The organism is Xanthomonas hawaiiensis (assembly GCF_031834635.1).
GTDB classification, from domain to species: Bacteria; Pseudomonadota; Gammaproteobacteria; order Xanthomonadales; family Xanthomonadaceae; genus Xanthomonas_A; species Xanthomonas_A sacchari.
Window position 1 is genome coordinate 3,096,897 of record NZ_CP115873.1, and the last position, 23,988, is coordinate 3,120,884.

Annotated in this window: 16 protein-coding genes; 14 read left to right on the forward strand and 2 right to left on the reverse strand. The window is 69.1% G+C overall.

Going from position 1 to position 23,988, the window contains the following annotated elements; all coding sequences use genetic code 11:
- Window positions 1–32 precede the first annotated feature (32 nt).
- On the forward strand, window positions 33–890 hold the full coding sequence (locus PG878_RS13345; protein ID WP_209031774.1) for a 23S rRNA (adenine(2030)-N(6))-methyltransferase RlmJ: 858 nt from the start codon (window positions 33–35) through the stop codon (window positions 888–890).
- Window positions 891–917: 27 nt separating this feature from the next.
- Here the strand turns inward: PG878_RS13345 and PG878_RS13350 are convergent, their stop codons facing one another.
- Window positions 918–1,880, reverse strand: coding sequence for a YwqG family protein (locus tag PG878_RS13350; protein WP_209031772.1), 963 nt, complete (start codon window positions 1,878–1,880; stop codon window positions 918–920).
- A gap of 132 nt (window positions 1,881–2,012) precedes the next feature.
- On the opposite strand from PG878_RS13350, the gene PG878_RS13355 reads away from it, so the two are divergent.
- The 11 genes from PG878_RS13355 (at window position 2,013) to PG878_RS13410 (ending at window position 19,166) form a co-directional block, all read left to right on the forward strand.
- Window positions 2,013–2,555 carry a GNAT family N-acetyltransferase gene (locus tag PG878_RS13355; protein ID WP_010343463.1) on the forward strand — a complete coding sequence of 181 codons (543 nt, stop codon included), beginning with the start codon at window positions 2,013–2,015 and terminating at the stop codon, window positions 2,553–2,555.
- A gap of 119 nt (window positions 2,556–2,674) precedes the next feature.
- The gene (gene mfd, locus PG878_RS13360) at window positions 2,675–6,331 is read left to right on the forward strand and encodes a transcription-repair coupling factor (RefSeq protein WP_209031771.1); all 3,657 of its coding nucleotides are present in this window, start codon (window positions 2,675–2,677) and stop codon (window positions 6,329–6,331) included.
- Between the two features lie 423 nt (window positions 6,332–6,754).
- A complete protein-coding gene (locus tag PG878_RS13365) occupies window positions 6,755–7,075 on the forward strand; it encodes an STAS domain-containing protein (protein ID WP_209031769.1) in 321 nt (106 codons plus the stop codon).
- 13 nt (window positions 7,076–7,088) lie between these two features.
- Window positions 7,089–9,164, forward strand: a complete 2,076-nt coding sequence (locus PG878_RS13370) for a chemotaxis protein CheA (RefSeq protein ID WP_209031767.1) — start codon at window positions 7,089–7,091, stop codon at window positions 9,162–9,164.
- Window positions 9,165–9,221: 57 nt separating this feature from the next.
- Window positions 9,222–11,354: a methyl-accepting chemotaxis protein gene (locus PG878_RS13375; protein WP_209031765.1), complete on the forward strand. Its 2,133-nt coding sequence runs from the start codon at window positions 9,222–9,224 to the stop codon at window positions 11,352–11,354.
- A gap of 58 nt (window positions 11,355–11,412) precedes the next feature.
- Window positions 11,413–13,410 (forward strand): methyl-accepting chemotaxis protein, encoded by a 1,998-nt coding sequence (locus tag PG878_RS13380; protein ID WP_209031763.1) that lies wholly within the window; start codon window positions 11,413–11,415, stop codon window positions 13,408–13,410.
- Window positions 13,411–13,458: 48 nt separating this feature from the next.
- A complete protein-coding gene (locus PG878_RS20845; RefSeq protein ID WP_209031761.1) occupies window positions 13,459–15,375 on the forward strand; it encodes a methyl-accepting chemotaxis protein in 1,917 nt (638 codons plus the stop codon).
- Window positions 15,376–15,384: 9 nt separating this feature from the next.
- On the forward strand, window positions 15,385–15,918 hold the full coding sequence (locus PG878_RS13395) for a chemotaxis protein CheW (RefSeq protein ID WP_209031760.1): 534 nt from the start codon (window positions 15,385–15,387) through the stop codon (window positions 15,916–15,918).
- 49 nt (window positions 15,919–15,967) lie between these two features.
- A complete protein-coding gene (locus tag PG878_RS13400; RefSeq protein WP_209031758.1) occupies window positions 15,968–17,239 on the forward strand; it encodes an EAL domain-containing response regulator in 1,272 nt (423 codons plus the stop codon).
- Window positions 17,240–17,251: 12 nt separating this feature from the next.
- Window positions 17,252–18,058 carry a CheR family methyltransferase gene (locus tag PG878_RS13405; RefSeq protein WP_209031757.1) on the forward strand — a complete coding sequence of 269 codons (807 nt, stop codon included), beginning with the start codon at window positions 17,252–17,254 and terminating at the stop codon, window positions 18,056–18,058.
- Window positions 18,059–18,086: 28 nt separating this feature from the next.
- Window positions 18,087–19,166 carry a protein-glutamate methylesterase/protein-glutamine glutaminase gene (locus PG878_RS13410; protein WP_209031755.1) on the forward strand — a complete coding sequence of 360 codons (1,080 nt, stop codon included), beginning with the start codon at window positions 18,087–18,089 and terminating at the stop codon, window positions 19,164–19,166.
- Window positions 19,167–19,361: 195 nt separating this feature from the next.
- On the opposite strand, the gene PG878_RS13415 is transcribed toward PG878_RS13410, so the two are convergent.
- Window positions 19,362–20,180, reverse strand: a complete 819-nt coding sequence (locus PG878_RS13415; protein ID WP_209031753.1) for a helix-turn-helix transcriptional regulator — start codon at window positions 20,178–20,180, stop codon at window positions 19,362–19,364.
- Between the two features lie 188 nt (window positions 20,181–20,368).
- Here PG878_RS13415 and PG878_RS13420 point away from each other — a divergent pair, with 188 nt between their 5' ends.
- A complete protein-coding gene (locus PG878_RS13420; protein ID WP_209031751.1) occupies window positions 20,369–21,772 on the forward strand; it encodes an MFS transporter in 1,404 nt (467 codons plus the stop codon).
- Between the two features lie 29 nt (window positions 21,773–21,801).
- Window positions 21,802–23,784: a glycoside hydrolase family 127 protein gene (locus tag PG878_RS13425; protein WP_209031749.1), complete on the forward strand. Its 1,983-nt coding sequence runs from the start codon at window positions 21,802–21,804 to the stop codon at window positions 23,782–23,784.
- Window positions 23,785–23,988 lie beyond the last annotated feature (204 nt).

Sequence of the window (23,988 nt, forward strand, 5' to 3'; positions counted from 1 at the left end):
CCGGCCGACGTGGCGACCCGTACACTGCGCGGATGAATTACCGCCACGCCTTCCACGCCGGCAACCATGCCGACGTCCTCAAGCACATCGTGTTGCTGGCGCTGCTCGATGCGTTCAAGCGCAAGGACAGCCCGTTCTTCGTGCTCGATACCCACGCCGGGCGCGGGCGCTACCTGTTTGCGGCCAACGAGGCGCGCAAGACCGGCGAGGCGGCCGCCGGCGTGCTGCGGCTGATGGGCCAGCCGACCCTGCCGGAGGTGGTGGAACGCTATCTGCGCGCAGTGCAGGCCGACAATCCCGTGGGAGCGCTGGTCGCCTACCCCGGCTCGCCGCTACTGGTGGCGCAGGCGCTGCGCGCGCAGGACCGGCTGGCCGCCTGCGAACTGCAGACCGAGGAAGCCGCCGAACTGAAGGCGTTGTTCGCCCACGACCGCCGCGTGCAGGTGCACGCCGGCGACGGCTATGCGGCGATCAAGGCGTTCCTGCCGCCGAAGTCCGGGGCCAACCGGATCGGCCGTGGGCTGGTGCTGATCGATCCGCCCTACGAGGCGCAGGACGCTGAGTACCCGCTGATCGTGGCCGCGCTGCGCGAGACCCTGAGCCGCTGGCCGCAGGCGGTGTGCGCGGTGTGGTATCCGATCAAGCAGCGCCGCAGCCTGCAGCCGTTCTTCCGCAAGGCCGCGGCGTTGCCGGCAGCGTCGGCGCTGGTCGCCGAACTGCAGGTGCGCCCGGACGATTCGCCGCTGCGGCTCAACGGTAGCGGCATGCTGCTGCTCAATCCGCCCTGGCAGTTCGAGCAGACCCTGGCGCAGGCGCTGCCGCCACTGAAGGCACACCTGGGCGAGGCCGGCGCCAGCACGCGCCTGGAGTGGCTCAAGCGCGAGGCGTAAGGTGCCGGCGCCGCGGCGTGCGCGCGCTCAGAAGCAGTCCCAGTTGTAGGCGACCCGGCTGAAATCGCCGCGCCGCAGGTCGTCCGGGTCGATGAAGAAATTGGCGACGCCGCTGTCGCCCCACATCATCTCCTCGTCGCTGTCCAACTGCAGCAGCAGCACCTGCTTGTCCTGCAGGGTGCGCGGGTCTTCCTGGGTGAACTCCGGGTAGCCGCCGAGCTTGTTGCCGCCACGGCTCAGCACGTCGTACAACGCATCGTCGACCGCATCCTGCGACACCGCACGGCGCTTGGCGTAGGCGGCGGCCACCTCCTCCAGCGGCTTACCCAGCACCTGCTCGAACCGCACATCGCTGCTGCCGATGGTTTCCTCGCCGGCGTCGAACCGCATCGCCCGCGGCCGCGCCGGATCGAACGGCAACGTGTCGGCCGCCGGCAACGGCACCTCGGCCTGCCGCGCCGACGCCTTCGGCTGCGGCCAGTACACCACGCGGAAATTGCGTTGTTCGCCCAGCGCGGCCAGGTCGCTGCGCGCGCCGCCGAAATTGGCCCCATAGAAATCGTCGCCGCCTATGAAGAACTGCAGGATGCCCTGGCGTGGGTAGCCGGGCAGCGGCGGCATCCGCGCCAGATCGATCTGCGCCAGCAGCGCCAGCGGCTGGCCGTCGGCCGCATGCGGGTACGGCCTGTCGCCGGTCCAGTAGGGACGCCCGCCGACCTTGCTGGCCAGGCGATCGTCCTGCGCCATCGGCTGCAGTTGCACCTGCAGCACCGGCCGGCGCGTGGCCTGCAGGCGCGCCTGGTACGGGGCCAATGCCTGCGTCGCCAGCTGCTCCGCGTCGGCGACAGGAGCGGCGGCGGCCGTCGTCGGCGCGTCGTGGTGCTGCGCGCGCAGCAGCCACCTGCCGCCCCCCACCAGCAGCCCCACCAGCAGCGCGGCCAGGCCCAGCCCGATCGCCGCGGAGACGGCCACGGCATGCGATGTCTTCATCGTCGTGCATTCCCTTGAACGAAACGCCACTCTAGCAAGACCACCCGAGCGGCACATCGGCAGGACGCTGCGTTCACGGGCGTAAGGTTTTGGTAATGCGAGAATCCAGGCTTCGTCGAGGATCATACGGCCATGGCTACCCGCAACCGCATGCCTCCGTGGCATGAAACCTTCACCCTGCCCAGTGGGCGCGAATTGCTGATCCGGCCGATCCGGCCGGAGGACAGCGCGCCGCTGCAGGGTGCCTTCGGCCTGCTCGGGCCGACCGAGATCCGCGAGCGCTTCCTGCATTCGACGCAGGAACTGACCGAGGACATGGCGCAACGCCTCACCCATCCCAATCCGAAGTCGGAACTGATCCTGGTCGCCGCCGAGCCGCTGCCGCCGGGCGAGGCCGTGGTCGGCGCGGTGGCGCGCGCGGCGATCAACCCCGGCACCCGCGAGGCGCAGTACGCGATCCTGGTCAGCAGCTTCGTCTCCGGCCAGGGCCTGGGCCGGCAGTTGATGCGCAAGCTGGTCAAGTGGGCGCGCCGCAAGTACCTGGACCGGCTCTACGGCGACGTGCTCGAACGCAACGTGCCGATGCTGCAACTGGCCGAGTCGCTGGGCTTCCAGCGCATGCCGCATCCGGACAATCCGGACCTGGTGCGGGTGGTGCTGGAACTGGGCAACTGAACCCGCAGCGCACCGCACCGCTCCACGCCATCCCTTCCCGCGCGGCCAGCCGGCGCGCGGCGTTTCCCGGGTTCTGCCGCGCCGGTCGCGGCACCCGGCTTTGCTAAACTCCACGGTCCATGCCGCCCCTTCCCTTCCCCGTTCCGCCGCTGCCCAAGTCCGGCCAGCTCCGCGCGCACTGGCGCGCTCCCGCGTCCTCCACCGCACTGGCCTGGCACATCGCCTGCGCCGCGTCCGCGCATCGCGGACCGTTGCTGGTGGTCGCCCGCGACAACCAGAGCGCGCACCAGCTCGAAGCCGACCTGCATAGCCTGCTCGGCGACGATCCGAGCCTGCCGGTGGTGCCGTTCCCGGATTGGGAAACCCTGCCCTACGACCAGTTCAGTCCGCACCCGGACATCGTCAGCCAGCGCCTGGCCGCGCTGCACCGGCTGCCGACGCTGACCCAGGGCATCGTGGTGGTGCCGGTGCAGACGCTGATGCAGCGGGTGGCGCCGCTGCGCTACATCGTCGGCGGCAGTTTCGACCTGCGCGTGGGCCAGCGCCTGGACCTGGACGCGGAGAAGCGGCGGCTGGAAAGCGCCGGCTACCGCAACGTGCCGCAGGTGATGGACCCGGGCGATTTCGCCGTGCGCGGCGGCCTGCTCGACGTGTACCCGATGGGCACCGACGCGCCGCTGCGCATCGAACTGCTGGACGAGGACATCGATTCGATCCGCGCCTTCGACCCGGAATCGCAGCGCTCGCTGGACCATGTGCAGGCGGTGCGCATGCTGCCCGGACGCGAAGTGCCGATGGACGATGCCAGCGTGGAGCGGGTGCTGACCGCGCTGCGCGAACGTTTCGACGTCGATACCCGGCGCAGCGCGCTGTACCAGGACCTGAAGGCCGGGCTGGCGCCGTCGGGCATCGAGTACTACCTGCCGCTGTTCTTCCAGGAGACGCGTGGCAGCGGCGCGCGCGAGGCCACCGCCACCCTGTTCGATTATCTGGGCGAGCACGTGCTGCCGCTGATCGCCCCTGGCGTGGGCGCCGCCGCCGACGCGTTCTGGGCGCAGACCCAGGCCCGCTACGAGCAGCGCCGCCACGACGTGGAACGCCCGCTGCTGGCGCCGGAAGAGCTGTACCAGGCGCCGGATGCGCTGCGCGAACGCCTCAACGGGCTGCCGCGCATCGACGTGTGGGCGGCCGACCATCCGCGCATCGACGAGGCGCAGGCGCTGGGCGACCAGCCGCTGCCGCCGTTGCCGGTGGCGGCCAAGGACGCCGCGCCGGGCGCGGCGCTGAAGAGCTTCCTCGATCACTACCCGGGCCGGGTGCTGATCGCGGCCGATTCGCCGGGCCGCCGCGAGGCGCTGCTGGAAGTGTTGGCGGCCGCGGAGTTGAAGCCGGAGGTGCTGCCGAACTTCGCGGCGTTCCTCCCTTCTCCCACCGGGAGAAGCTGGCGCGAAGCACCGGATGAGGGTGCGGCGCGCGCGCCATCCTCGTCGAAGAAGGCTCCTGCTTCGTCCGCGTCCTCGACGGCCGCGCAGGCAAAACTCTCTAGCGGTCGTACCCTCACCCCAACCCCTCTCCCGGAGGGAGAGGGGCTTACTGCGCGCTTCGCCATTGCCGTCGCACCGCTGGACGACGGCTTCGCGCTGGAGGCGCCGCGCATCGCGGTGCTGACCGAGCGCCAGCTGTTCCCCGAGCGCGCCAGCCAGCCGCGGCGCAGCCGGCGCGTGGGGCGCGAGCCGGAAGCGATCATCCGCGACCTGGGCGAATTGTCCGAGGGCGCGCCGATCGTGCACGAGGACCACGGCGTCGGTCGCTACCGCGGGCTGATCGTGCTCGATGCCGGCGGCATGCCCGGCGAGTTCCTGGAAATCGAATACGCCAAGGGCGACCGGCTGTACGTGCCGGTCGCGCAGTTGCACCTGATCAGCCGCTACTCCGGCGCCTCGGCCGAGACCGCGCCGCTGCATTCGCTGGGCGGCGAGCAATGGACCAAGGCCAAGCGCAAGGCCGCCGAGAAGGTGCGCGACGTGGCCGCGGAGCTGCTGGAGATCCAGGCGCGCCGCCAGGCCCGCGCCGGGCTGGCGCTGCAGGTGGACCGGGCGATGTACGAACCCTTCGCCGCCGGCTTCCCGTTCGAGGAAACCCCGGACCAGTTGGCCGCGATCGACGCCACGCTGCGCGACCTGGCCAGCAGCCAGCCGATGGACCGCGTGGTCTGCGGCGACGTCGGCTTCGGCAAGACCGAGGTCGCGGTGCGCGCGGCCTTCGCCGCGGCCAGCGCCGGCAAGCAGGTGGCGGTGCTGGTGCCGACCACGCTGCTGGCCGAACAGCACTACCGCAACTTCCGCGACCGCTTCGCCGACTACCCGCTGAAGGTCGAGGTGCTGTCGCGCTTCAAGAGCAGCAAGGAGATCAAGGCCGAGCTGGAGAAGGTCGCCGCCGGCAGCATCGACGTGATCGTCGGCACCCATCGCCTGCTGCAGCCGGACGTGAAGTTCAAGGACCTGGGCATGGTCATCGTCGACGAGGAGCAGCGCTTCGGCGTGCGCCAGAAGGAAGCGCTGAAGGCGCTGCGCGCCAACGTGCACCTGCTGACCCTCACCGCCACGCCGATCCCGCGCACCTTGAACATGGCCATGGCCGGCCTGCGCGATCTGTCGATCATCGCCACGCCGCCGCCGAACCGGCTGGCGGTGCAGACCTTCGTCACCCAGTGGGACAACGCGCTGCTGCGCGAGGCCTTCCAGCGCGAACTGGCGCGCGGCGGCCAGTTGTACTTCCTGCACAACGACGTGGAGAGCATCGGCCGCATGCAGCGCGAGCTGAGCGAACTGGTGCCGGAGGCGCGCATCGGCATCGCCCACGGGCAGATGCCCGAGCGCGAGCTGGAAAAGGTGATGCTGGATTTCCAGAAGCAGCGCTTCAACGTGCTGCTGTCGACCACGATCATCGAATCGGGCATCGACATCCCCAACGCCAACACCATCGTCATCAATCGCGCCGACCGCTTCGGCCTGGCGCAGTTGCACCAGTTGCGCGGCCGCGTCGGCCGTTCGCACCACCGCGCCTACGCCTACCTGCTGGTGCCGGACCGGCGCAGCATCACCCCCGATGCGCAGAAGCGCCTGGACGCGATCGCCTCGATGGACGAACTGGGCGCCGGCTTCACCCTGGCCACCCACGATCTGGAAATCCGCGGCGCCGGCGAACTGCTCGGCGAGGACCAGAGCGGGCAGATGGCCGAAGTCGGCTTCAGCCTGTACACCGAACTGCTGGAGCGCGCGGTGCGCAGCATCCGCCAGGGCAAGCTGCCGGACCTGGACGCCGGCGAGGAAGCGCGCGGCGCCGAGGTGGAACTGCACGTGCCGGCGCTGATCCCCGACGACTACCTGCCCGACGTGCATACCCGCCTGACCCTGTACAAGCGCATTTCCAGCGCCCGCGACAGCGACGGCCTGCGCGAACTGCAGGTGGAGATGATCGACCGCTTCGGCCTGCTGCCGGATCCGGTGAAGCACCTGTTCGCCATCGCCGAGTTGAAGCTGCAGGCCAATGCGCTGGGCATCCGCAAGCTGGAACTGGGCGAACACGGCGGGCGCCTGGTGTTCGAGGCCAAGCCCAACGTGGATCCGATGACCATCATCCAGATGATCCAGAAGCAGCCCAGGCTGTACGCGATGGATGGTCCGGACAAGCTGAAGCTCAAGCTGCCGCTGCCGGAAGCGGCCGACCGGTTCAATGCCGCACGCGGTCTGCTGACCGCGCTGTCGCCACGCTGAGCGACGCGGGCGATCCTGCCCGCACAGCGCACACGAGCGGCCACCGCACAGGGGCCGCATGTGTCCTGCCCACACACGCCACCGCGACATGCGGCGGCGTACGGCGCGCCCGCAACTCGCAACATGCGAACGCAACGCTCTTCACGTGAAGACCGACGGAGACGCGTCGCGCGGCTTTTTTGACGTCTTCACGCGCTGTCGCGTTTGGCACGGCACGTGCAACAGACCTTGGGACACAACATGCCCAGGCCTTTATGGGATGCGCATCTTGCGCTGGTCTGAACCACTCAGGCTCGCGTGCGGTGTGGGAGACAAATGCTTCACGCGCGCTAAATATTTCTAAATATTTCCTGTCCGCGCCGATATCGCTCTTACCGAAGCCGGCGACACCGGCTTTTCCCTCTTCCCTGCCGGAGACCCGCCATGCGCTCGACGCCCCCCGACGAACAGGATCCGCCGCTGCAGCTGATCGTGGACGGCGACATGACCATCCGCCGCGCGGCCGAACTCAAGCCGCTGCTGCTGCCCGCGCTGGAGCATCCCGGCGGCCTGCGCCTGCAGTTGCAGGCGGTGACTGACATCGACGCCACCGGCGTGCAACTGCTGCTGGCCACCCAGGCCGCGCTGCGCGCGCTGGGACGGCCGTTCCAGCTCGAGGGCTGCAGCACCGCGGTCGGCGATGCGCTGGCCCTGCTCGGCCTGGACGACGCGTTCGAGCGCGTCGGCGACGACACTCTTCACTAATCGGCAGCACGACATGAACATGGATCAATTGCTGCAGACCTTCATCGCCGAGAGCCGCGACCTGCTCGAGGACATGGAGCGCAATCTGCTGGAAGCCGAGCGCGGCGAAGCCGGCCCCGATGCGGTCAACGCGATCTTCCGCGCCGCCCACACCATCAAGGGCTCCGGCGGCCTGTTCGACCTGGCGCAACTGGTCGGCTTCACCCACGTGGTGGAGAGCGTGCTGGACCTGGTGCGCGAGCATGCGGTCGCGCTGGATTCGGAGCTGATCCAACTGATGCTGGCCTGCTGCGACCATATCCGCGCGCTGGTGGAAGCCGCGGCCGGCGGCAAGGCCGACGAAGCCACGCTCACCGCCAACGGCGCGCCGCTGCTGGAACGCCTGCAGACCTACCTGCAACCCGCCGCCACGCCGGCGGCCAAGGCGACCGCCGCCGCGGCAGCGCCTGCCGCGCCCGCGCACACCGGCTACTGGCGGATCTCGCTGCAGCTGTTCACCGACGCGCTGCGCTTCGGCAATTCGCCGCTGCACCTGATCCGCTGCCTGCGCAGCCTCGGCAGCCTCGAAGCGGTGCGGACCCGCCACGACCGCGTGCCGGCGCTGCCGGAACTGGATCCGGAGGCCTGCTACTTGGGCTTCGACATCCTGCTGCGCAGCGATGCGCAACAGGCCGCGATCGAGGACATCTTCGAATTCGTGCGCGACGACTGCGACCTGCAGGTGCTGGCGGTGGACCCACAGGGCGACGCGGCCAATCTGGATCTGCCGCTGCTGGTGGCCGAGGCCGGCAGCCAGGCCAGTGCCGACGATTTCGCCGGGTTCGACAGCGCCGACGCGCCGGTTGCGGCCGCGCCCGCCGTGGCCAGCGCACCGGCGGCAGCGGCCGCAGCTGCCGCCAGCGCCGGCCCGGCCAAGGCCGCGGGCGCACGCGGCGAAGGCGGCTCGATCCGCGTCGACGCCGACAAGCTCGACCGCATGATCGACCTGGTCGGCGAGTTGATCATCGCCGTCGCCAGCACCGGCGCCAACGCCCAGCGCACCGGCGATGCACAATTGCTGGAATCCACCTCGATCCTCGCCGGTCTGGTCGAAGAGGTGCGCGAAAGCGCGCTGCAACTGCGCATGGTCAAGATCGGCGGCACCTTCAGCCGCTTCCACCGCGTGGTCCACGACGTCGCCCGCGAACTGGGCAAGGACATCACGCTGGTGGTCAACGGCGAGGACACCGAGTTGGACAAGTCGGTGGTCGAGAAGATCGCCGATCCGCTGACCCACCTGGTGCGCAACGCCATGGACCACGGCATCGAACCGGCCGAGGTGCGCCAGGCGCGCGGCAAGCCGGTACGCGGCACGGTACGGCTCAACGCCTTCCACGATTCCGGCAGCATCGTCATCCAGATCAGCGACGACGGCGGCGGCCTCAACCGCGACCGGATCCTGGCCAAGGCGCTGGAGCGCGGCCTGATCGAACCCGGCCGCCAGCTGTCGGACCGCGAAGTGTTCGCGCTGATCTTCGAGCCGGGCTTCTCCACCGCCGAAAAGGTCACCAACCTGTCCGGGCGCGGTGTCGGCATGGACGTGGTCAAGCGCAACATCGCCGCGCTGCGCGGCAGCGTCGACATCAGCAGCCAGCAGGACGTCGGCACCACCATCTCGGTGCGGCTGCCGCTGACCCTGGCCATCATCAACGGCTTCCAGGTCGGGGTCGGCAAGTCGGTGTTCGTGGTGCCGCTGGACGTGGTCGAGGAATGCGTGGAGTTCGCGCCGAACTACCAGAGCGAGTACATCGACCTGCGCGGCAACGTGCTGCCCTACGTGCGCCTGCGCTCGCTGTTCGCCATCGCCGGCGCGCCGCCGGCGCGCGAGAGCATCGTGGTGATCCGCCAGGGCGCGCAGCGGTTCGGCCTGGTGGTCGACACCCTGCTCGGCGAGTGGCAGACCGTGATCAAGCCGCTCTCCAAGGTCTTCGCCCAGGTCAAGGGCATCAGCGGCTCCAGCATCCTCGGCAGCGGCGGGGTCGCGCTGATCCTGGACGTGCCGTCGCTGCTCGGCCAGTTGCAACCCGGCGCCGAATCGCTGGCGGCTTGAGCCGCCGCGTCGCCCGCCGTCATTCCTACGCCGCACCATCAATCAGGAATCGCCGTCATGTCCCAGAACCGGACGCTCACCGCCACCCTGCCGACGGCCGCCGTCGTCGCCGTCGCCCTGCCCGCCGCTGCCGCCGTCGCGGCGCTGACGCTGGCCAGCGGTCTCGCATGGACCCTGGTCGCCGTGGCCACCCTGGTCGCCGGCGTGCTGCTGAGCCGCAGCGTGCGCGCGGCACAGCACACGGCCGCTGCCGCGCAGCGCGAGCTGGAGCTGGCCCGCAGCGGCCTGCAGGCGCTGGCGCAGGGCGAACTGGAGCGCGTGGACGCGACGGCCGGCGGCAGCGAGATCGGCCAGGCCCTGCTCGCCGCGCAGCGGCCGCTGCGGCAGTTGCAGGCCGACGTCGCGCACATGACCAGCGCACACGCCGCCGGCGACTGCGACGTGATGCTGGATGCGACGCAGGCCAGCGGCGCCTACCGGACCGTGGCCGGCGACATCAACCAGTTGGTCGGTGCCCACATCGGCGTCTGCAAGCAGGCGATCGACTGCGTGGGCGAATTCGGCTGCGGCAACTTCGCCGCGCCGCTGGCCGCGCTCCCGGGCAAGAAGGCCTACATCAACGACACCATCGAGCAGGTCCGGCGCAACATGCTCGGCCTGATCGCCGAAATGCGCCGCGTCGCCGAGGAGCACGATGCCGGCGAGATCGACGCCAGCATCGACAGCGCGCACTTCCAGGGCGACTTCCGCAGCATGGCCGACGGCATCAACCGCATGGTCGGCAGCCATATCGCGGTCAAGAAGCAGGCCATGGGCGTGGTCGCCGAGTTCGGCCGCGGCAACTTCGACGCGGGCATGCCGCAACTGCCCGGCAAGAAGGTCTTCATCAACGAGACCCTCGAGCAGGTGCGCGGCAACTTCAAGCGCCTGATCGGCGAGATCGCGCGCATGTCCGAGGAACACGACCTGGGCGACATCGACGTGCAGATCGACTGCGCGCACCTGGACGGGCAGTTCTGCGCGATCGGCAAGGCCATCAACCGCATGGTCGCCGCGCACATCGCGGTCAAGAAGCAGGCGCTGGGCGTGGTCGCCGAGTTCGGCCGCGGCAACTTCGACGCGCCGATGCCGCAACTGCCGGGCAAGAAGGCCTTCATCAACGAGATCATCGAACAGACCCGCGGCAACCTGCGCAGCGTCGGCGACGTGATCAAGGTGATGGGCGCGGTGGCCGAGGGCGATCTCAGCCGCCAGGTGCAGGGCCACTACGAGGGCGCCTTCGCCGACATGCAGCGCTACGTCAACGCCACCATCGACAAGCTCACCAGCATCGTCAACGAGGTCAACGGCAACGCCGTCACCCTGGCCAGCGCCGCCGAGGAATTGTCGTCCACCGCGCAGTCGCTGAGCCAGGCGGCCAGCGAACAGGCCGCCGGCGTGGAGGAAACCAGCGCGTCGCTGGAGCAGATGACCGGCTCCATCGCGCAGAACGCGGAAAACGCCAAGGTCACCGACGGCATGGCCGCCAAGGCCTCGCGCGAGGCCGCCGAGAGCGGCGAGGCGGTCCGCGCCACCGTGTCGGCGATGAAGGAGATCGCGCGCAAGATCGGCATCATCGACGACATCGCCTACCAGACCAACCTGCTGGCGTTGAACGCGGCGATCGAGGCCGCACGCGCCGGCGAGCACGGCAAGGGCTTCGCCGTGGTCGCCGCCGAGGTGCGCAAGCTGGCCGAGCGCAGCCAGGTCGCCGCGCACGAGATCGGCGACGTCGCCAGCACCAGCGTGAACCTGGCCGAGACCACCGGGCGCCTGCTCGGCGAGATGGAACCGTCGATCCGCCGCACCTCCGACCTGGTGCAGGAAATCACCGCCGCCTCCGAGGAACAGAGCACGGGCGTCGGCCAGATCAACGCCGCGGTCGTTCAGCTCAGCCAGACAACGCAGCAATCCGCTGCCAACGCTGAAGAATTGGCCGCCACGGCCGAAGAAGTAAGCAGCCAGGCAGAACAGTTGCAGACCATCATGAGCTTCTTCACCACCAGCGCCACCACGACCTCGGCGCCGGCCCCGCAACCGCGGCGCCTGCCGTCGTCGATGCAGCGTGCACCACGCGCCCGCAGTTTCGGCGGCCCGGCGGCCACGGCCCAGGCCGCGCGCCTCGAAGAAGCCGCGTTCGTCTCGTTCTGACCCTCTCCGCACTGGCCGGCAGGCCGATGCATCTCCATTTCGCACAAGGTATTTCGGCATGTCCAACTCTCTCTCGCTGACCTCCAAGCTGTGGACCGGTTCGGCCATCGCCGTCGTGCTGCCCTTGGCAGCCGCCGCGTGCGGGTTCGCCCTCGGCCTGACCGCCGGGCAGACCCTGGCACTGGGCATCGGCGCCACGGTGCTGGCCGCCGCGGTGCTGGCCTACACCGTCCATGCCATCACCCGCTCGCTGCGGATCGCCACCACCACCCTGGCGCGCTTCGCCACCGGCAACTTCGAGGTGGTGATGCCGACCGTGCGCAACGACCAGGCCTGCGAGGTGCTGCTGGCGCTGCGGCAGGTGCAGACCGGGGTGCGCCAGATCAACGACGAGATCGTGCGCATGTCCGCCCAGCACGATGCCGGCGACATCGACGTGGTCATCGAGAGCCATCGCTTCGACGGCGAGTTCAAGATCATCGCCGAGGGCATCAACCGCATGGTCGGCGACCACATCGCCACCAAGAAGAAGGCGCTGGCCTGCGTGGCCGAGTTCGGCCGCGGCAACTTCGATGCGCCGCTGGAGACGTTCCCGGGCAAGAAGGTCTTCATCAACGAGATCATCGAGCAGGTGCGCCGCAACATGCAGGGGCTGATCGCGCAGATGCAGCACATGTCCGCGCAGCACGACGCCGGCGACATCGACGTGGCGATCGAGAGCCACCGCTTCGAAGGCGATTTCCGCAGCATGGCCGACGGCATCAACCGCATGGTCGGCGACCACATCGCCACCAAGAAGAAGGCGATGACCTGCATCGCCGAGTTCGGCCGCGGCAACTTCGACGCGCCGCTGGAAGCCTTCCCGGGCAAGAAGGCATTCATCAACGACACCGTCGAACAGGTGCGCGCCAACCTGCGCGCACTGATCCGCGACACCAGCCTGCTCGCCGATGCGGCCGCGGCCGGCCGCCTGGATGTGCGCGCCGACGGCAGCCAGCATCACGGCGACTTCCGCCGCATCGTCGACGGCGTCAACCTGACCCTGGATACGGTGATCGGCCCGATCAACGATGTCGGCGCCGTGCTCAAGGCGATCGAGGCCGGCGACCTGACCCGGCTGGCGGACGTGCAGTGCCAGGGCAAGCTGAAGGAACTGTGCGACAGCATCAATGCCACGGTTGCGCGCCTCGCGCAGGTGGTCGGCGAGGTCAACATCAACGCCGACGCCCTGGCCAGCGCCTCCGAGCAGGTCAGCGCCACCGCGCAGTCGCTGAGCCAGGCGGCCAGCGAGCAGGCCGCCGGCGTGGAAGAGACCAGCGCCTCGCTGGAGCAGATGACCGCCTCCATCGCGCAGAACACCGAGAACGCCAAGGTCACCGACGGCATGGCCGCCAAGGCCGCACGCGAAGCCAACGAAGGCGGCGATGCGGTGCGTTCGACGGTGGTGGCGATGAAGCAGATCGCGCAGAAGATCGGCATCATCGACGACATCGCCTACCAGACCAACCTGCTGGCGTTGAACGCGGCGATCGAGGCCGCGCGCGCCGGCGAGCACGGCAAGGGCTTCGCCGTGGTCGCCGCCGAGGTGCGCAAGCTGGCCGAACGCAGCCAGGTGGCCGCGCAGGAGATCGGCCAGGTCGCCGAGTCCAGCGTGGAACTGGCCGAGAACGCCGGCAAGCTGCTGGAGCAGATGGTGCCTTCGATCCGCCGCACCTCCGACCTGGTGCAGGAGATCACCGCCGCCTCCGAGGAACAGACCTCCGGCGTCGGCCAGATCAATGCCGCAGTCGGCCAGCTCAACCAGACCACGCAGCAGGCCGCGGCCAACTCCGAGGAACTGGCCGCCACCGCCGAGGAAATGAGCGGACAGGCCGAGCAGTTGCAGCAGTTGATGAGCTTCTTCCGTACCAACCAGGTGGCGGCGCCGCGGCGCCCCGCCATTCCGCAGGCCCTGGCGCGCAAGACGGCACCGGTGCGCAAACGCAGTTTCGGCTTCGGCGAGGCCGGCCTGGCATTGGTGCCGGCGCCGGACGAAGCGCAGTTCGACACGTTCTGACAACCACACTTCCGTACATCCAACAGGGGGATCACGGTGTTCAAGCAAATGAAGATCGCTACCAGAATCGGGCTCGGCTTCGCCGCCGTCTTGCTGCTCATGGTGGGCATGGGCGTGTTCACGGTGGACAAGCTGGCCAAGGTCAACCAGGCCTCCACCGACATCGCCACCAACTGGATGCCCAGCATCCATTACGTCCAGGCGATGAATACCAACCTGTCCGACCTGCGCGTGGCCGAACTGCAACACGTGGTCACCGAAAACCCGCAGGAGATGCGCGCCTTCGACCAGCAGATGGAGCAGATCCTGGCCGAGTATGCGAGTAACCGCGACCATTACGTCAAGCTCATTTCCTCCGAAGAGGAAAAGGGCATCTATACGAACTTCAATGGCGAGTTCGAAAAGTACCTGGCCCTGCACAAACAGGTCCTCGACCTGTCGCGGACGCTCAAGACCAGCGAGGCGCTGGCCTTGTTCAACGGCGACCAGCGCAAGCTGTACGACGATGCGTCGACCATTCTCGACAGCCTGGTGGTGCTGAACACCAAGGGCGGCGAAGCCGCCAGCGCCGAGGGCGATGCGCTCTATGCCAGCTCGCGGCAGTGGATCATCGCCGTGATCGTGGCGTGCGTGCTGCTGGGCGCCGGCATTTCGGTCTTCATCGTGCGCGGCCTGATGCGCCTGCTCGGCGGCGAGCCTGCCTACGTGGCCGAGATCGCCAACAAGGTGGCGCAGGGCGACCTCAACCTGGACGTGGCGGTGCGCGCCAACGATAGGGGCAGCGCGCTGTATGCGATGCGGACCATGGTCGAGCGGCTGAAGCTGGTGATCGACGGCCAGCGCCGCGTGGTCGCCGCCGCCAACCGTGGCGACTTCTCCGAGCGCATCGCCCTGGACGGGCTGTCCGGGTTCCAGCGCGACATGGGCCAGGGCCTGAACGAGCTGGCGACCACCACCGGTGACAGCATCCAGGACGTGGTGCGGGTGATGGGCGGCCTGGCCGAAGGCGACCTGACCCGCAGCATCGACAAGTCCTACGACGGCGCCTATGCCGAAATGAAGAACTACGTCAACGACACCATCGCGCGCCTGTCGCAGGTGGTCAGCGAGGTCAACAGCAATGCCGAGGCGCTGGCCAGCGCCTCGGAGGAAGTCAGCGCCACTGCGCAGTCGCTCAGCCAGGCGGCGAGCGAACAGGCCGCCGGCGTGGAAGAGACCAGCGCCTCGCTGGAGCAGATGACCGCCTCGATCTCGCAGAACACCGAGAACGCCAAGATCACCGACGGCATGGCCAGCAAGGCGTCCAGCCAGGCGCTGGATGGCGGCGAGTCGGTGCGTGCGACCGTGCAGGCGATGAAGCAGATCGCGCAGAAGATCAGCATCATCGACGACATCGCCTACCAGACCAACCTGCTGGCGCTGAACGCGGCGATCGAGGCCGCACGCGCAGGCGAGCATGGCAAGGGCTTCGCCGTGGTGGCGGCGGAAGTGCGCAAGCTGGCAGAACGTAGCCAGATCGCGGCGCAGGAAATCGGCGATGTGGCCAGTTCCAGCGTCGAGCTGGCGGAGAACGCCGGCAAGCTGCTGGACGAGATGGTGCCGTCGATCAAGCGCACCTCCGACCTGGTGCAGGAGATCACCGCCGCCTCCGAGGAACAGACCTCCGGCGTCGGCCAGATCAATGCCGCGGTCGGCCAGCTCAACCAGACCACGCAGCAGGCCGCGTCCAACTCCGAGGAACTGGCGGCCACCGCCGAGGAAATGAGCGCGCAGGCCGAACAGCTGCAGCAACTGATGAGTTTCTTCAAGCTGGAAGTCGCAGCCGCATCCAGGACCGCGACGCGGCGTCCGGCCGCGGCGCGCGGCCGCAGCGGGCAGGCCGGAGCCAAGCCGATCGCGCGCGTGGCCGGCGGCAAGCTGGTGCTGGCCGAGACGCTGGACGAAACCCACTTCGAAACCTTCTGAGACATGGCCATGAACGCTCCCGCTCCGCTCTCACCCTCCGACGCCGGCGACCTGGCGACGGACCAGTTCCTGACCTTCCTGCTCGGCAAGGAAATGTTCGGCGTCGGCATTCTCGGCATCAAGGAGATCATCGAGTACCGCACGCCGACCGACGTGCCGATGATGCCGCCCGCGCTGCGTGGGGTGATCAACCTGCGTGGCGCGGTGGTGCCGGTGGTGGATCTGCAGCAGCGCTTCGGCCGTGCGCCCAGCGAGATCAGCAAGCGCACCTGCATCGTCATCATCGAGGTGGCCAGCGGCGAAGAGCGCCAGGTGCTCGGCCTGCTGGTGGACGCGGTCAGCGAGGTGCTGGAGATCGCCACCGCCGACATCGCCCCGCCGCCGGCGTTCGGCACCGGCATCCGCCGCGATTTCATCCATGGCATGGGCAAGGTCGGCGAGCGCTTCGTCATCCTGCTCGCCGCCGATGCGGTGCTGGCGCCCCAGGAGTTCGCCAGCATGGCTGCCCTCGACACCCACCTGGAAGAAGGCATCGCCGCCTGAGCGGCCTCCGCCGCGCAGCCCCCTGCTCTCTCCTCGAAACGGATTTCGCATGCCCACGCCCCCTGACACCGCCGCCCTGCACCACTTCGGCACGGTCCTGGTGGTCGACGACAGCCAGGTCCAGCGCGAACACGCGCTGGCCCTGTGCCTGCGGATGGGCGCCGTGGCAGTGGAAGGCGCGGCCGACGGCCATGCGGCGCTGGCGCGGGTGACCGAGGGTTCGCCGCTGGGTCTGTTGATCGTGGACCTGGAAATGCCCGGCATGGACGGCGTGCAGTTGCTCGAGGCGCTGGCCCGCTGCGACGTGCGCGTGCCGATCGTGGTCGCCTCGCAGCGCGGCGCGGCCCTGATCGACTCGGTCCTGCAGGTCGGCCGCGGCAACGGTCTGCAGGTGCTGGCGGGACTGGAGAAGCCGCTGCGCGCAGCGCAACTCGCGGCCGCGCTGCGCGCCCACGCCCCGCCGACACCGGCGCCGCGCAACGAGGCCGAAGCCCCGGGCGAGGCGACCATGGCGGCGATGCTGCGCGAAGCGCTGCAGCGCGGCGAGATCGAGGTCGCCTACCAGCCCAAGGTGGACATGCGCAGCGGCCGGGTCGGCGGGGTGGAGGCGCTGGCGCGCTGGCGCCATCCCAGCGCCGGGCCGATCGCGCCGGACCGCTTCATCGCCGTGGCCGAGCGCGAAGGCCTGATCCATGCGCTCACCGCCTGCGTCGCCGACCAGGCGCTGGCGCGGCTGGCGGCGTGGAAGCAGGACGGGTTCCAGCTGACCCTGGCGTTGAACCTGTCGCCGCGCATGCTGCAGGACCCGAATCTGCTCGACGAACTGCTGGGACTGCTGCGCAAGCACGGCCTGGCGCCGTCCGACCTGGTGCTGGAAATCACCGAAAGCTCGCTGGTGTGCGGCAGCGCGCTGGGCATGCTGGCGCGGCTGCGGCTGCAGGGCTTCGGCCTGTCGCTGGACGACTACGGCACCGGCTTCTCCTCGCTGCAGCAACTCACCCGCATTCCCTTCACCGAGTTGAAGATCGACCGCATCTTCGTCCACGACGCGCACCGCAGCCGCAACCTGCGCACGGTCCTCGAATCGGCACTGGGCATGGCCCAGCGGCTGGGCCTGAGCACCGTCGCCGAGGGTATCGAAACGGTGGAGGACTGGGCCCTGCTGCAGGAACTGGGCTGCGACTTCGGCCAGGGCTACCTGCTGGCGCGTCCGCTGGGGGGCGGCGCGCTGCATGCCTGGCTGCTGGAGCACCAGCGCCTGCTGCAGGAACACGGCCCCACCGGCAACGCCAGCGCTCCCGCTTCCGCCTCCACCCACTGACCGGCCAAGACCATGACCAGCCACGACACCATCACCGAGCAGGAATTCGGCCGGTTCCAGCGTTTCATCTTCGACGCCGCCGGCATCACCATCTCGCCGGCCAAGAAGGCCATGCTGTGCGGACGCCTGGGCAAGCGCCTGAAGGCGCATTCGCTGCAGACCTACACCCAGTACCTCAAGCTGCTGGAAAGCCGCGAGGGCAGCGGCGAGGTGCAGACCGCGATCGACCTGCTGACCACCAACGAAACCTACTTCTTCCGCGAGCCCAAGCACTTCGACCTGCTGCGCAGCGTCGCCGCCGCGCATACCGGCAGCGCACCGTTCCGCTGCTGGAGCGCGGCCAGTTCCACCGGCGAAGAGGCCTACAGCATGGCCATGGTGCTGGACGACACCCTGCAGGGCCGCCCCTACGAGGTGGTCGGCACCGACATCAGCACCCGCGTGCTGGACAAGGCGCGCACCGGTCACTACCCCCTGCTGCGCATCGAGCACATGCCGCCGGCCATGCTCAAGCGCTACTGCCTGAAGGGCCGCGGCGAGTACGAGGGCAGCCTGCTGATCGACCGCAAGATCCGCGACCGCGTGCGCTTCCTGCACGCCAACCTCAATGCGACGCTGCCCAACCTGGGCCAGTTCGACGTGGTGTTCCTGCGCAACGTGATGATCTACTTCAACGCCCAGACCAAGCGCGAGGTGGTGGCGCGGGTGCTGGGCACGCTCAAGCGCGGCGGCATCTTCTGCATCGGCCACTCCGAGAGCCTCAACGACGTCAACAGCGACGTGGTGCAGATCGCGCCGTCGGTGTACCGCAAACCATGAACCACGACGTCCCAGGAGGGAACCGCACATGACCACCACGATCAAGGCCATGGTGATCGACGATTCGGCGGTGGTGCGCCAGGTGCTGGTCGCCGTGCTCAACGACGCGCCCGGCATCGAGGTCATCGCCGCCGCGGCCGATCCGCTGCTGGCGATGGACAAGATGCGCCATCAGTGGCCGGACGTGATCGTGCTCGACGTGGAGATGCCCAAGATGGACGGCATCACCTTCCTGCGCAAGATCATGAGCGAGCGCCCCACCCCGGTGGTGATCTGCTCCACGCTCACCGAGAAGGGCGCGCGGGTGACCATGGACGCGCTGGCCGCCGGCGCGGTGGCGGTGGTGACCAAGCCCAAGCTCGGCCTCAAGCAGTTCCTCACCGATTCGGCCGAGGAAATGATCGCCACGGTGAAGAGTGCCGCGCGCGCCAACGTCAAGCGCCTGTCGGTGCGTGCGGCACCGGCGCCGGCGGAGCCGGAGATCAAGCACACCGCCGACGTGATCCTGCCGGCGCAGGGCAATCGCCCGCTGTCGCAGACCACCGAACGGGTGGTGGCGATCGGCACCTCCACCGGCGGCACCCAGGCGCTGGAGGAAGTGCTGACCGCGCTGCCACGGGTCAGCCCCGGCATCGTCATCGTCCAGCACATGCCGGAAAAGTTCACCGCCGCCTTCGCCGCGCGCCTGGACACGTTGTGCCAGATCTCGGTGAAGGAAGCGGCCAACAACGACCGCGTGGTGCCGGGACGCGCGCTGATCGCGCCGGGCGGCAAGCACATGCTGCTGCGTCGCAGCGGCGCGCAGTACTTCGTCGAGGTGCTGGACGGGCCGCCGGTGAACCGGCACCGGCCGTCGGTGGACGTGCTGTTCCGCTCCGCCGCACGCGCCGCCGGCGGCAACGCGCTGGGCATCATCATGACCGGCATGGGCGACGACGGCGCGGTGGGCCTGCTGGAGATGCGCCAGGCCGGCGCGCGCACCGTGGCGCAGGACGAACACAGCAGCGTGGTATTCGGCATGCCTAAGGAAGCGATCAAGCGCGGCGGCGCCGAGAAGATCCTGCCGCTGAGCGCGATGGCGCGCGAGATCGGGCAGCAGCTGAGCTAGCGCGGCCAGCCGCCGCACCGCCCTACCGTAGGAGCGGCTTCAGCCGCGACGGAGCCTTCCCATGGAAAGCCCGTCGCGGCTGAAGCCGCTCCTACGACGCAGGCAGGCTACGCATTGCCACGGCAGCCAACTGACGCGCGCGCACCTGCAAAGCGGTGCGCGACATGCGGCACGCACACCGCCCCCGCAAGAACCTCAGCCCGAGTTGATGTGCTCCTTGCAATACAGCCGCCGATACGCACTGGGCGTCATGCCCAGGCGCTGGCGGAACACGCGCCGGAAGTAGCCGCTGTCGCTGAAGCCGGCGCGCTGCGCGACATCGTCGACCGCGCAGGTGTTGACCAGCAGCAGCTTCTCGGCGAAGGCGATGCGCTGGCGGTGGATCGCCTCGGTCAGCGTGGTGCCGAAGCTGCGCCGGTAGATGCGGCCCAGGTAGTCCGGATTGCAGTGCAGTTGCGCCGCCAGCGACGAAGCGGTGAGCGCGGTATGGAACTGCGTGCCGATCAGTTGCTTGGCGCGGTACGCCAGCGCCACGCCGGCACGCTCGGAGTCGTGCGGATCCGGCCAGGCGCCTGCCACGCATTGCAGCATCGACAGCACGATCGGCTCCAGCATCGGCAGCGTGCGCCGTTCCTCCTGCTCGGCCAGGAACCAGCGGAACAGGCCGACGAAACGCTCCGGATCGCGGATCGCGGTGCGCTGCGGCATCGACAGCGCCACTGCATCGCCCGCCGGCGTCGCACCCGGTTCCAGTTCGAAATGCACCCAGTAGAAGCGCAGGTCGTCCGGGAACTGGCCCAGCCCGGCATGCGTGCGGCCGGGCCACAGCAGCAGCGTCTCGCCGGGGCCGACGTGGAAGTCGCTGTCCTGTTCGCGAATCGACAGGATGCCGCGCTCGACGAAGATCAGCTCGTAGGACTGGATTACCCGCGCCGGATGCGCGCCCACCCCGCGGGAAATGAACAGGCCACCGTTCTGGACCCGAATCGGGTAGGCGACGGTCAATTCGAGCATGTCGGAAACGTCTCCCCTTGCGCGTAGCACGCTGCACTGCAGCAATCGAATGAACGTCGCCGCGCGCCCGCAGCCCGGCGATCATGGTCGGAATCGTACCGGTTTTATACCGCACAGACTCTTGTCGCGGTTGCGCGGCCGTGCGACTTTGCGCTGGCGCCGGACCGCGCGCGCCAGGAGCCGCCCCGTTGACTGCGACCGCCATCGGCCACGCCGCCGCAGACCCCGCGCCGGCCGCGACCACGCCGCGGCTGTCGCGCCTGGAGAAGTTCGGCTACGGCCTCGGCGATGCCGGCGGCACGGTGGTCACCTGCCTGATCGCCAATTTCCTCACCTTCTTCTACACCGACGTGTTCGGCCTGACTCCCGCCTTGGTCGGCACCCTGTTCACCGTGCTGCGCGTGGCCGACGCGGTGTCCGACCCGGTGATGGGCCTGATCGCCGACCGCACCCGCAGCCGCTGGGGCCGGTTCCGCGCCTGGCAACTGTGGGTCGCGCTGCCGATCGGCATCGCCTGCGTGCTGACCTTCAGCGCGCCGCAACTGAGCGCCGGCGCGAAGATCGCCTACGCCTTCGCCAGCTACTTCCTGCTGTCGCTGTGCTACACCGCGATCAACGTGCCCTACTGCGCGCTGATCAACAGCATGACCGGCGACCACCGCGACGTGGTCTCGGCGCAATCCTGGCGCTTCGTGCTGTGCGGCATCGCCGGCTTCCTGGTGTCGGTGGGGCTGCCGTGGCTGGTGCGGGAGCTGGGCAACGGCGATGCCGCGCGCGGCTACCAGCTCGGCGTGGGCGTGCTGGCGGCGCTGGCGGTGGCGATGTTCCTGTGCTGTTTCTTCGCCGTGCGCGAGCGGGTGCCGGTCAGCCTCCTCGGCGGCGCCGGCATCGGCGAACACCTGCGCGGCCTGCTGCGCAACGACCAGCTGCGGCTGGTGCTGCTGATGTCGTTCCTGCTGATCAACGTCTACAACATCCGCGGCGGCGCCTACCTGTACTTCATCACCTACGTGCTCGGCGGCGGCAGCGGCTACGCCTCGCTGTTCTTCGCGATGGTGGCGCTGGCCACCGTGCTCGGCGCGATCGTGGTCAACGCACTATGCCGTCGCTTCGACCCGCTGGCGCTGTATCTGCACACCAACCTGGCGCTGGCCGCATTCGGCGTGGCGCAGTGGTGGCTGCCGACCGGGCCGGCGCAACAGACGCTGTGGCTGGCGGTGATCTTCGTGCACTGCCTGGTACTGGGCTTCGCGCTGCCGCTGCATTTCTCGCTGATGGCCTTCGCCGACGACTACGGCGCCTGGAAGAACCGGGTGCGCTCCTCCGGCATCAACTTCGCCTTCAACCTGTTCTGCATCAAGCTGGCCTGGGCCTCGAGCGCGGTGGTGATCAGCGCGCTGTTCGTCTACGCAGGGTACCGCGCCGGCGCCGCGCAGCAGAACCCCGCCTCGCTGCAGGCCATCACCCTGCTGGAAACGTTGATCCCCGCCGGCCTGCACCTGCTGCTGGCCGCGGTGATCCTGCGCTGCCGGCTGCGCCGGCCGCTGCTGGCGAGCATCGCCACCGACCTCGCCGCACGCCCGGTGCACTGACCTTCCCCACCCTTCAGGATCTTCGCTCCATGCCGCATTCGCCTGTGCCGTCCCCGGAACTGCCGCTCGCCCACCTGCGCATCGCCGATCCGTTCTGGCAGCGTTACCAGCGCTTGGTGCAGGAGGTGGTGCTGCCCTACCAGTGGGACGCGCTCAACGACAACGTCGCCGATGCCGAACCCAGCCATGCCATCGAGAACTTCCGCATCGCCGCCGGCCGCAGCGACGGCACGTTCTACGGCATGGTGTTCCAGGACAGCGACGTGGCCAAGTGGCTGGAAGCGGTGGCCTACCTGCTGGCGCAGCATCCCGACCCGGCGCTGGAACGCGATGCCGACGCCACCATCGAACTGATCGGCGCCGCGCAGCAGGCCGACGGCTACCTCAACACCTATTTCACGGTGAAGGCGCCGCAGGAACGCTGGAGCAACCTGGCCGAGTGCCACGAGTTGTACTGCGCCGGGCACATGATCGAGGCCGGCGTGGCCTACTACCAGGCCACCGGCAAGCGCGCGCTGCTCGACATCGTGTGCCGGCTCGCCGACCACATCGACGCCACCTTCGGTCCCGGCCCGACGCAGTTGCACGGCTACCCCGGGCATCCGGAGATCGAACTGGCGCTGATGCGCCTGTACGAAGTCACCGGCGAGGCGCGCTATCTGGCACTGGCGCGCTACTTCGTCGAACAGCGCGGCACCACGCCGCACTACTACGACGAGGAGTACGCCAAGCGCGGCCACACTTTTTTCTGGGGCGGGCACGGCCCGGCCTGGATGATCCAGGACAAGGCCTACAGCCAGGCGCACCTGCCGGTGGCGCTGCAGGACACCGCGGTCGGCCATGCCGTGCGCTTCGTGTACCTGTACGCCGGCGTGGCGCACCTGGCCCGGCACAGCGGCGACACCACCCTGCGCGCGGCCTGCGCGCGGCTGTGGGACAACGCCACGCAGCGGCAGATGTACCTGACCGGCGCGATCGGCGCGCAGAGCTACGGCGAAGCCTTCAGCGTCGACTACGACCTGCCCAACGACACCGCCTACAACGAGAGCTGCGCCTCGATCGGGCTGATGATGTTCGCCAACCGCATGCTGCAGTTGGCACCGGACGGCCGCTACGCCGACGTGATGGAGCGGGCGCTGTACAACACCGTGCTGGGCGGCATGGCCCTGGACGGGCGCCACTTCTTCTACGTCAATCCGCTGGAGGTGCACCCGCCCACGGTGCACGGCAACCACACCTTCGATCACGTCAAGCCGGTGCGCCAGCGCTGGTTCGGCTGCGCCTGCTGCCCGCCCAACATCGCCCGCGTGCTGACCTCGCTGGGCCACTACCTCTACACCCGCCACGACGACACGCTATACGTAAACCTCTACGTCGGCAGCGACGCGCTGTTCGAGGTCGGCGGGCAGACCCTGACCCTGCGCCAGCGCGGCGAGTACCCGTGGCAGGACACGATCGACTTCGACGTGACGTGCAGCGCCCCGATGGACGCGGCGCTGGCGCTGCGCCTGCCGGACTGGTGCCAGGCGCCGCAGTTGCTGCTCAACGGCGAGCCGGTGGCGATCGCGGCGCACCGCCAGCATGGTTATTGCGTGCTGCGCCGGCGCTGGCAGTCCGGCGACGCCCTGCAACTGCGCCTGCCGATGCCACCGATGCGGGTCAGCGGGCATCCGCGCGTGCGCGACCTGGCCGGCAAGGTCGCGGTGCAACGCGGGCCGCTGGTGTACTGCCTGGAGCAGGCCGACAACGGCGCCGACCTGCATCAGCTGCGCCTGCCTGCCAGCGCCGCGCTGCAGGCCGTGCCCGGCAGCGGTGCGCTGGCCGGCCAGGTGCTGCTGCAGGCCACCGGCGAACGCCTGCACGGGGATGTCGACATGGCAGCACCGCTGTACCGCTACGATGCGCCGCCGCCGACGCGGCAGCCGCAGACCCTGACCTTCGTGCCCTACTTCGCCTGGGCCAACCGCGGCGAAGGCGAAATGCGGGTGTGGGTGGACGCCAGCGACGGCTGAAGGCAACGCTGCGGGACATATCCCGTAGGAGCGGCTTCAGCCGCGACATGGCGTTCCCGGCGACGCCCGTCGCGGCTGATCCCGCAAAAGGGGACAAGAGCGGCTCCTACCGTGCAAGCCGCGGCCGTTTGATCGTGGCGGAAGCAGGCCACCAACGCGACGACTGCCTGCAGCGCCTCCCCGGTCGCATCGCACGCGCCGCAC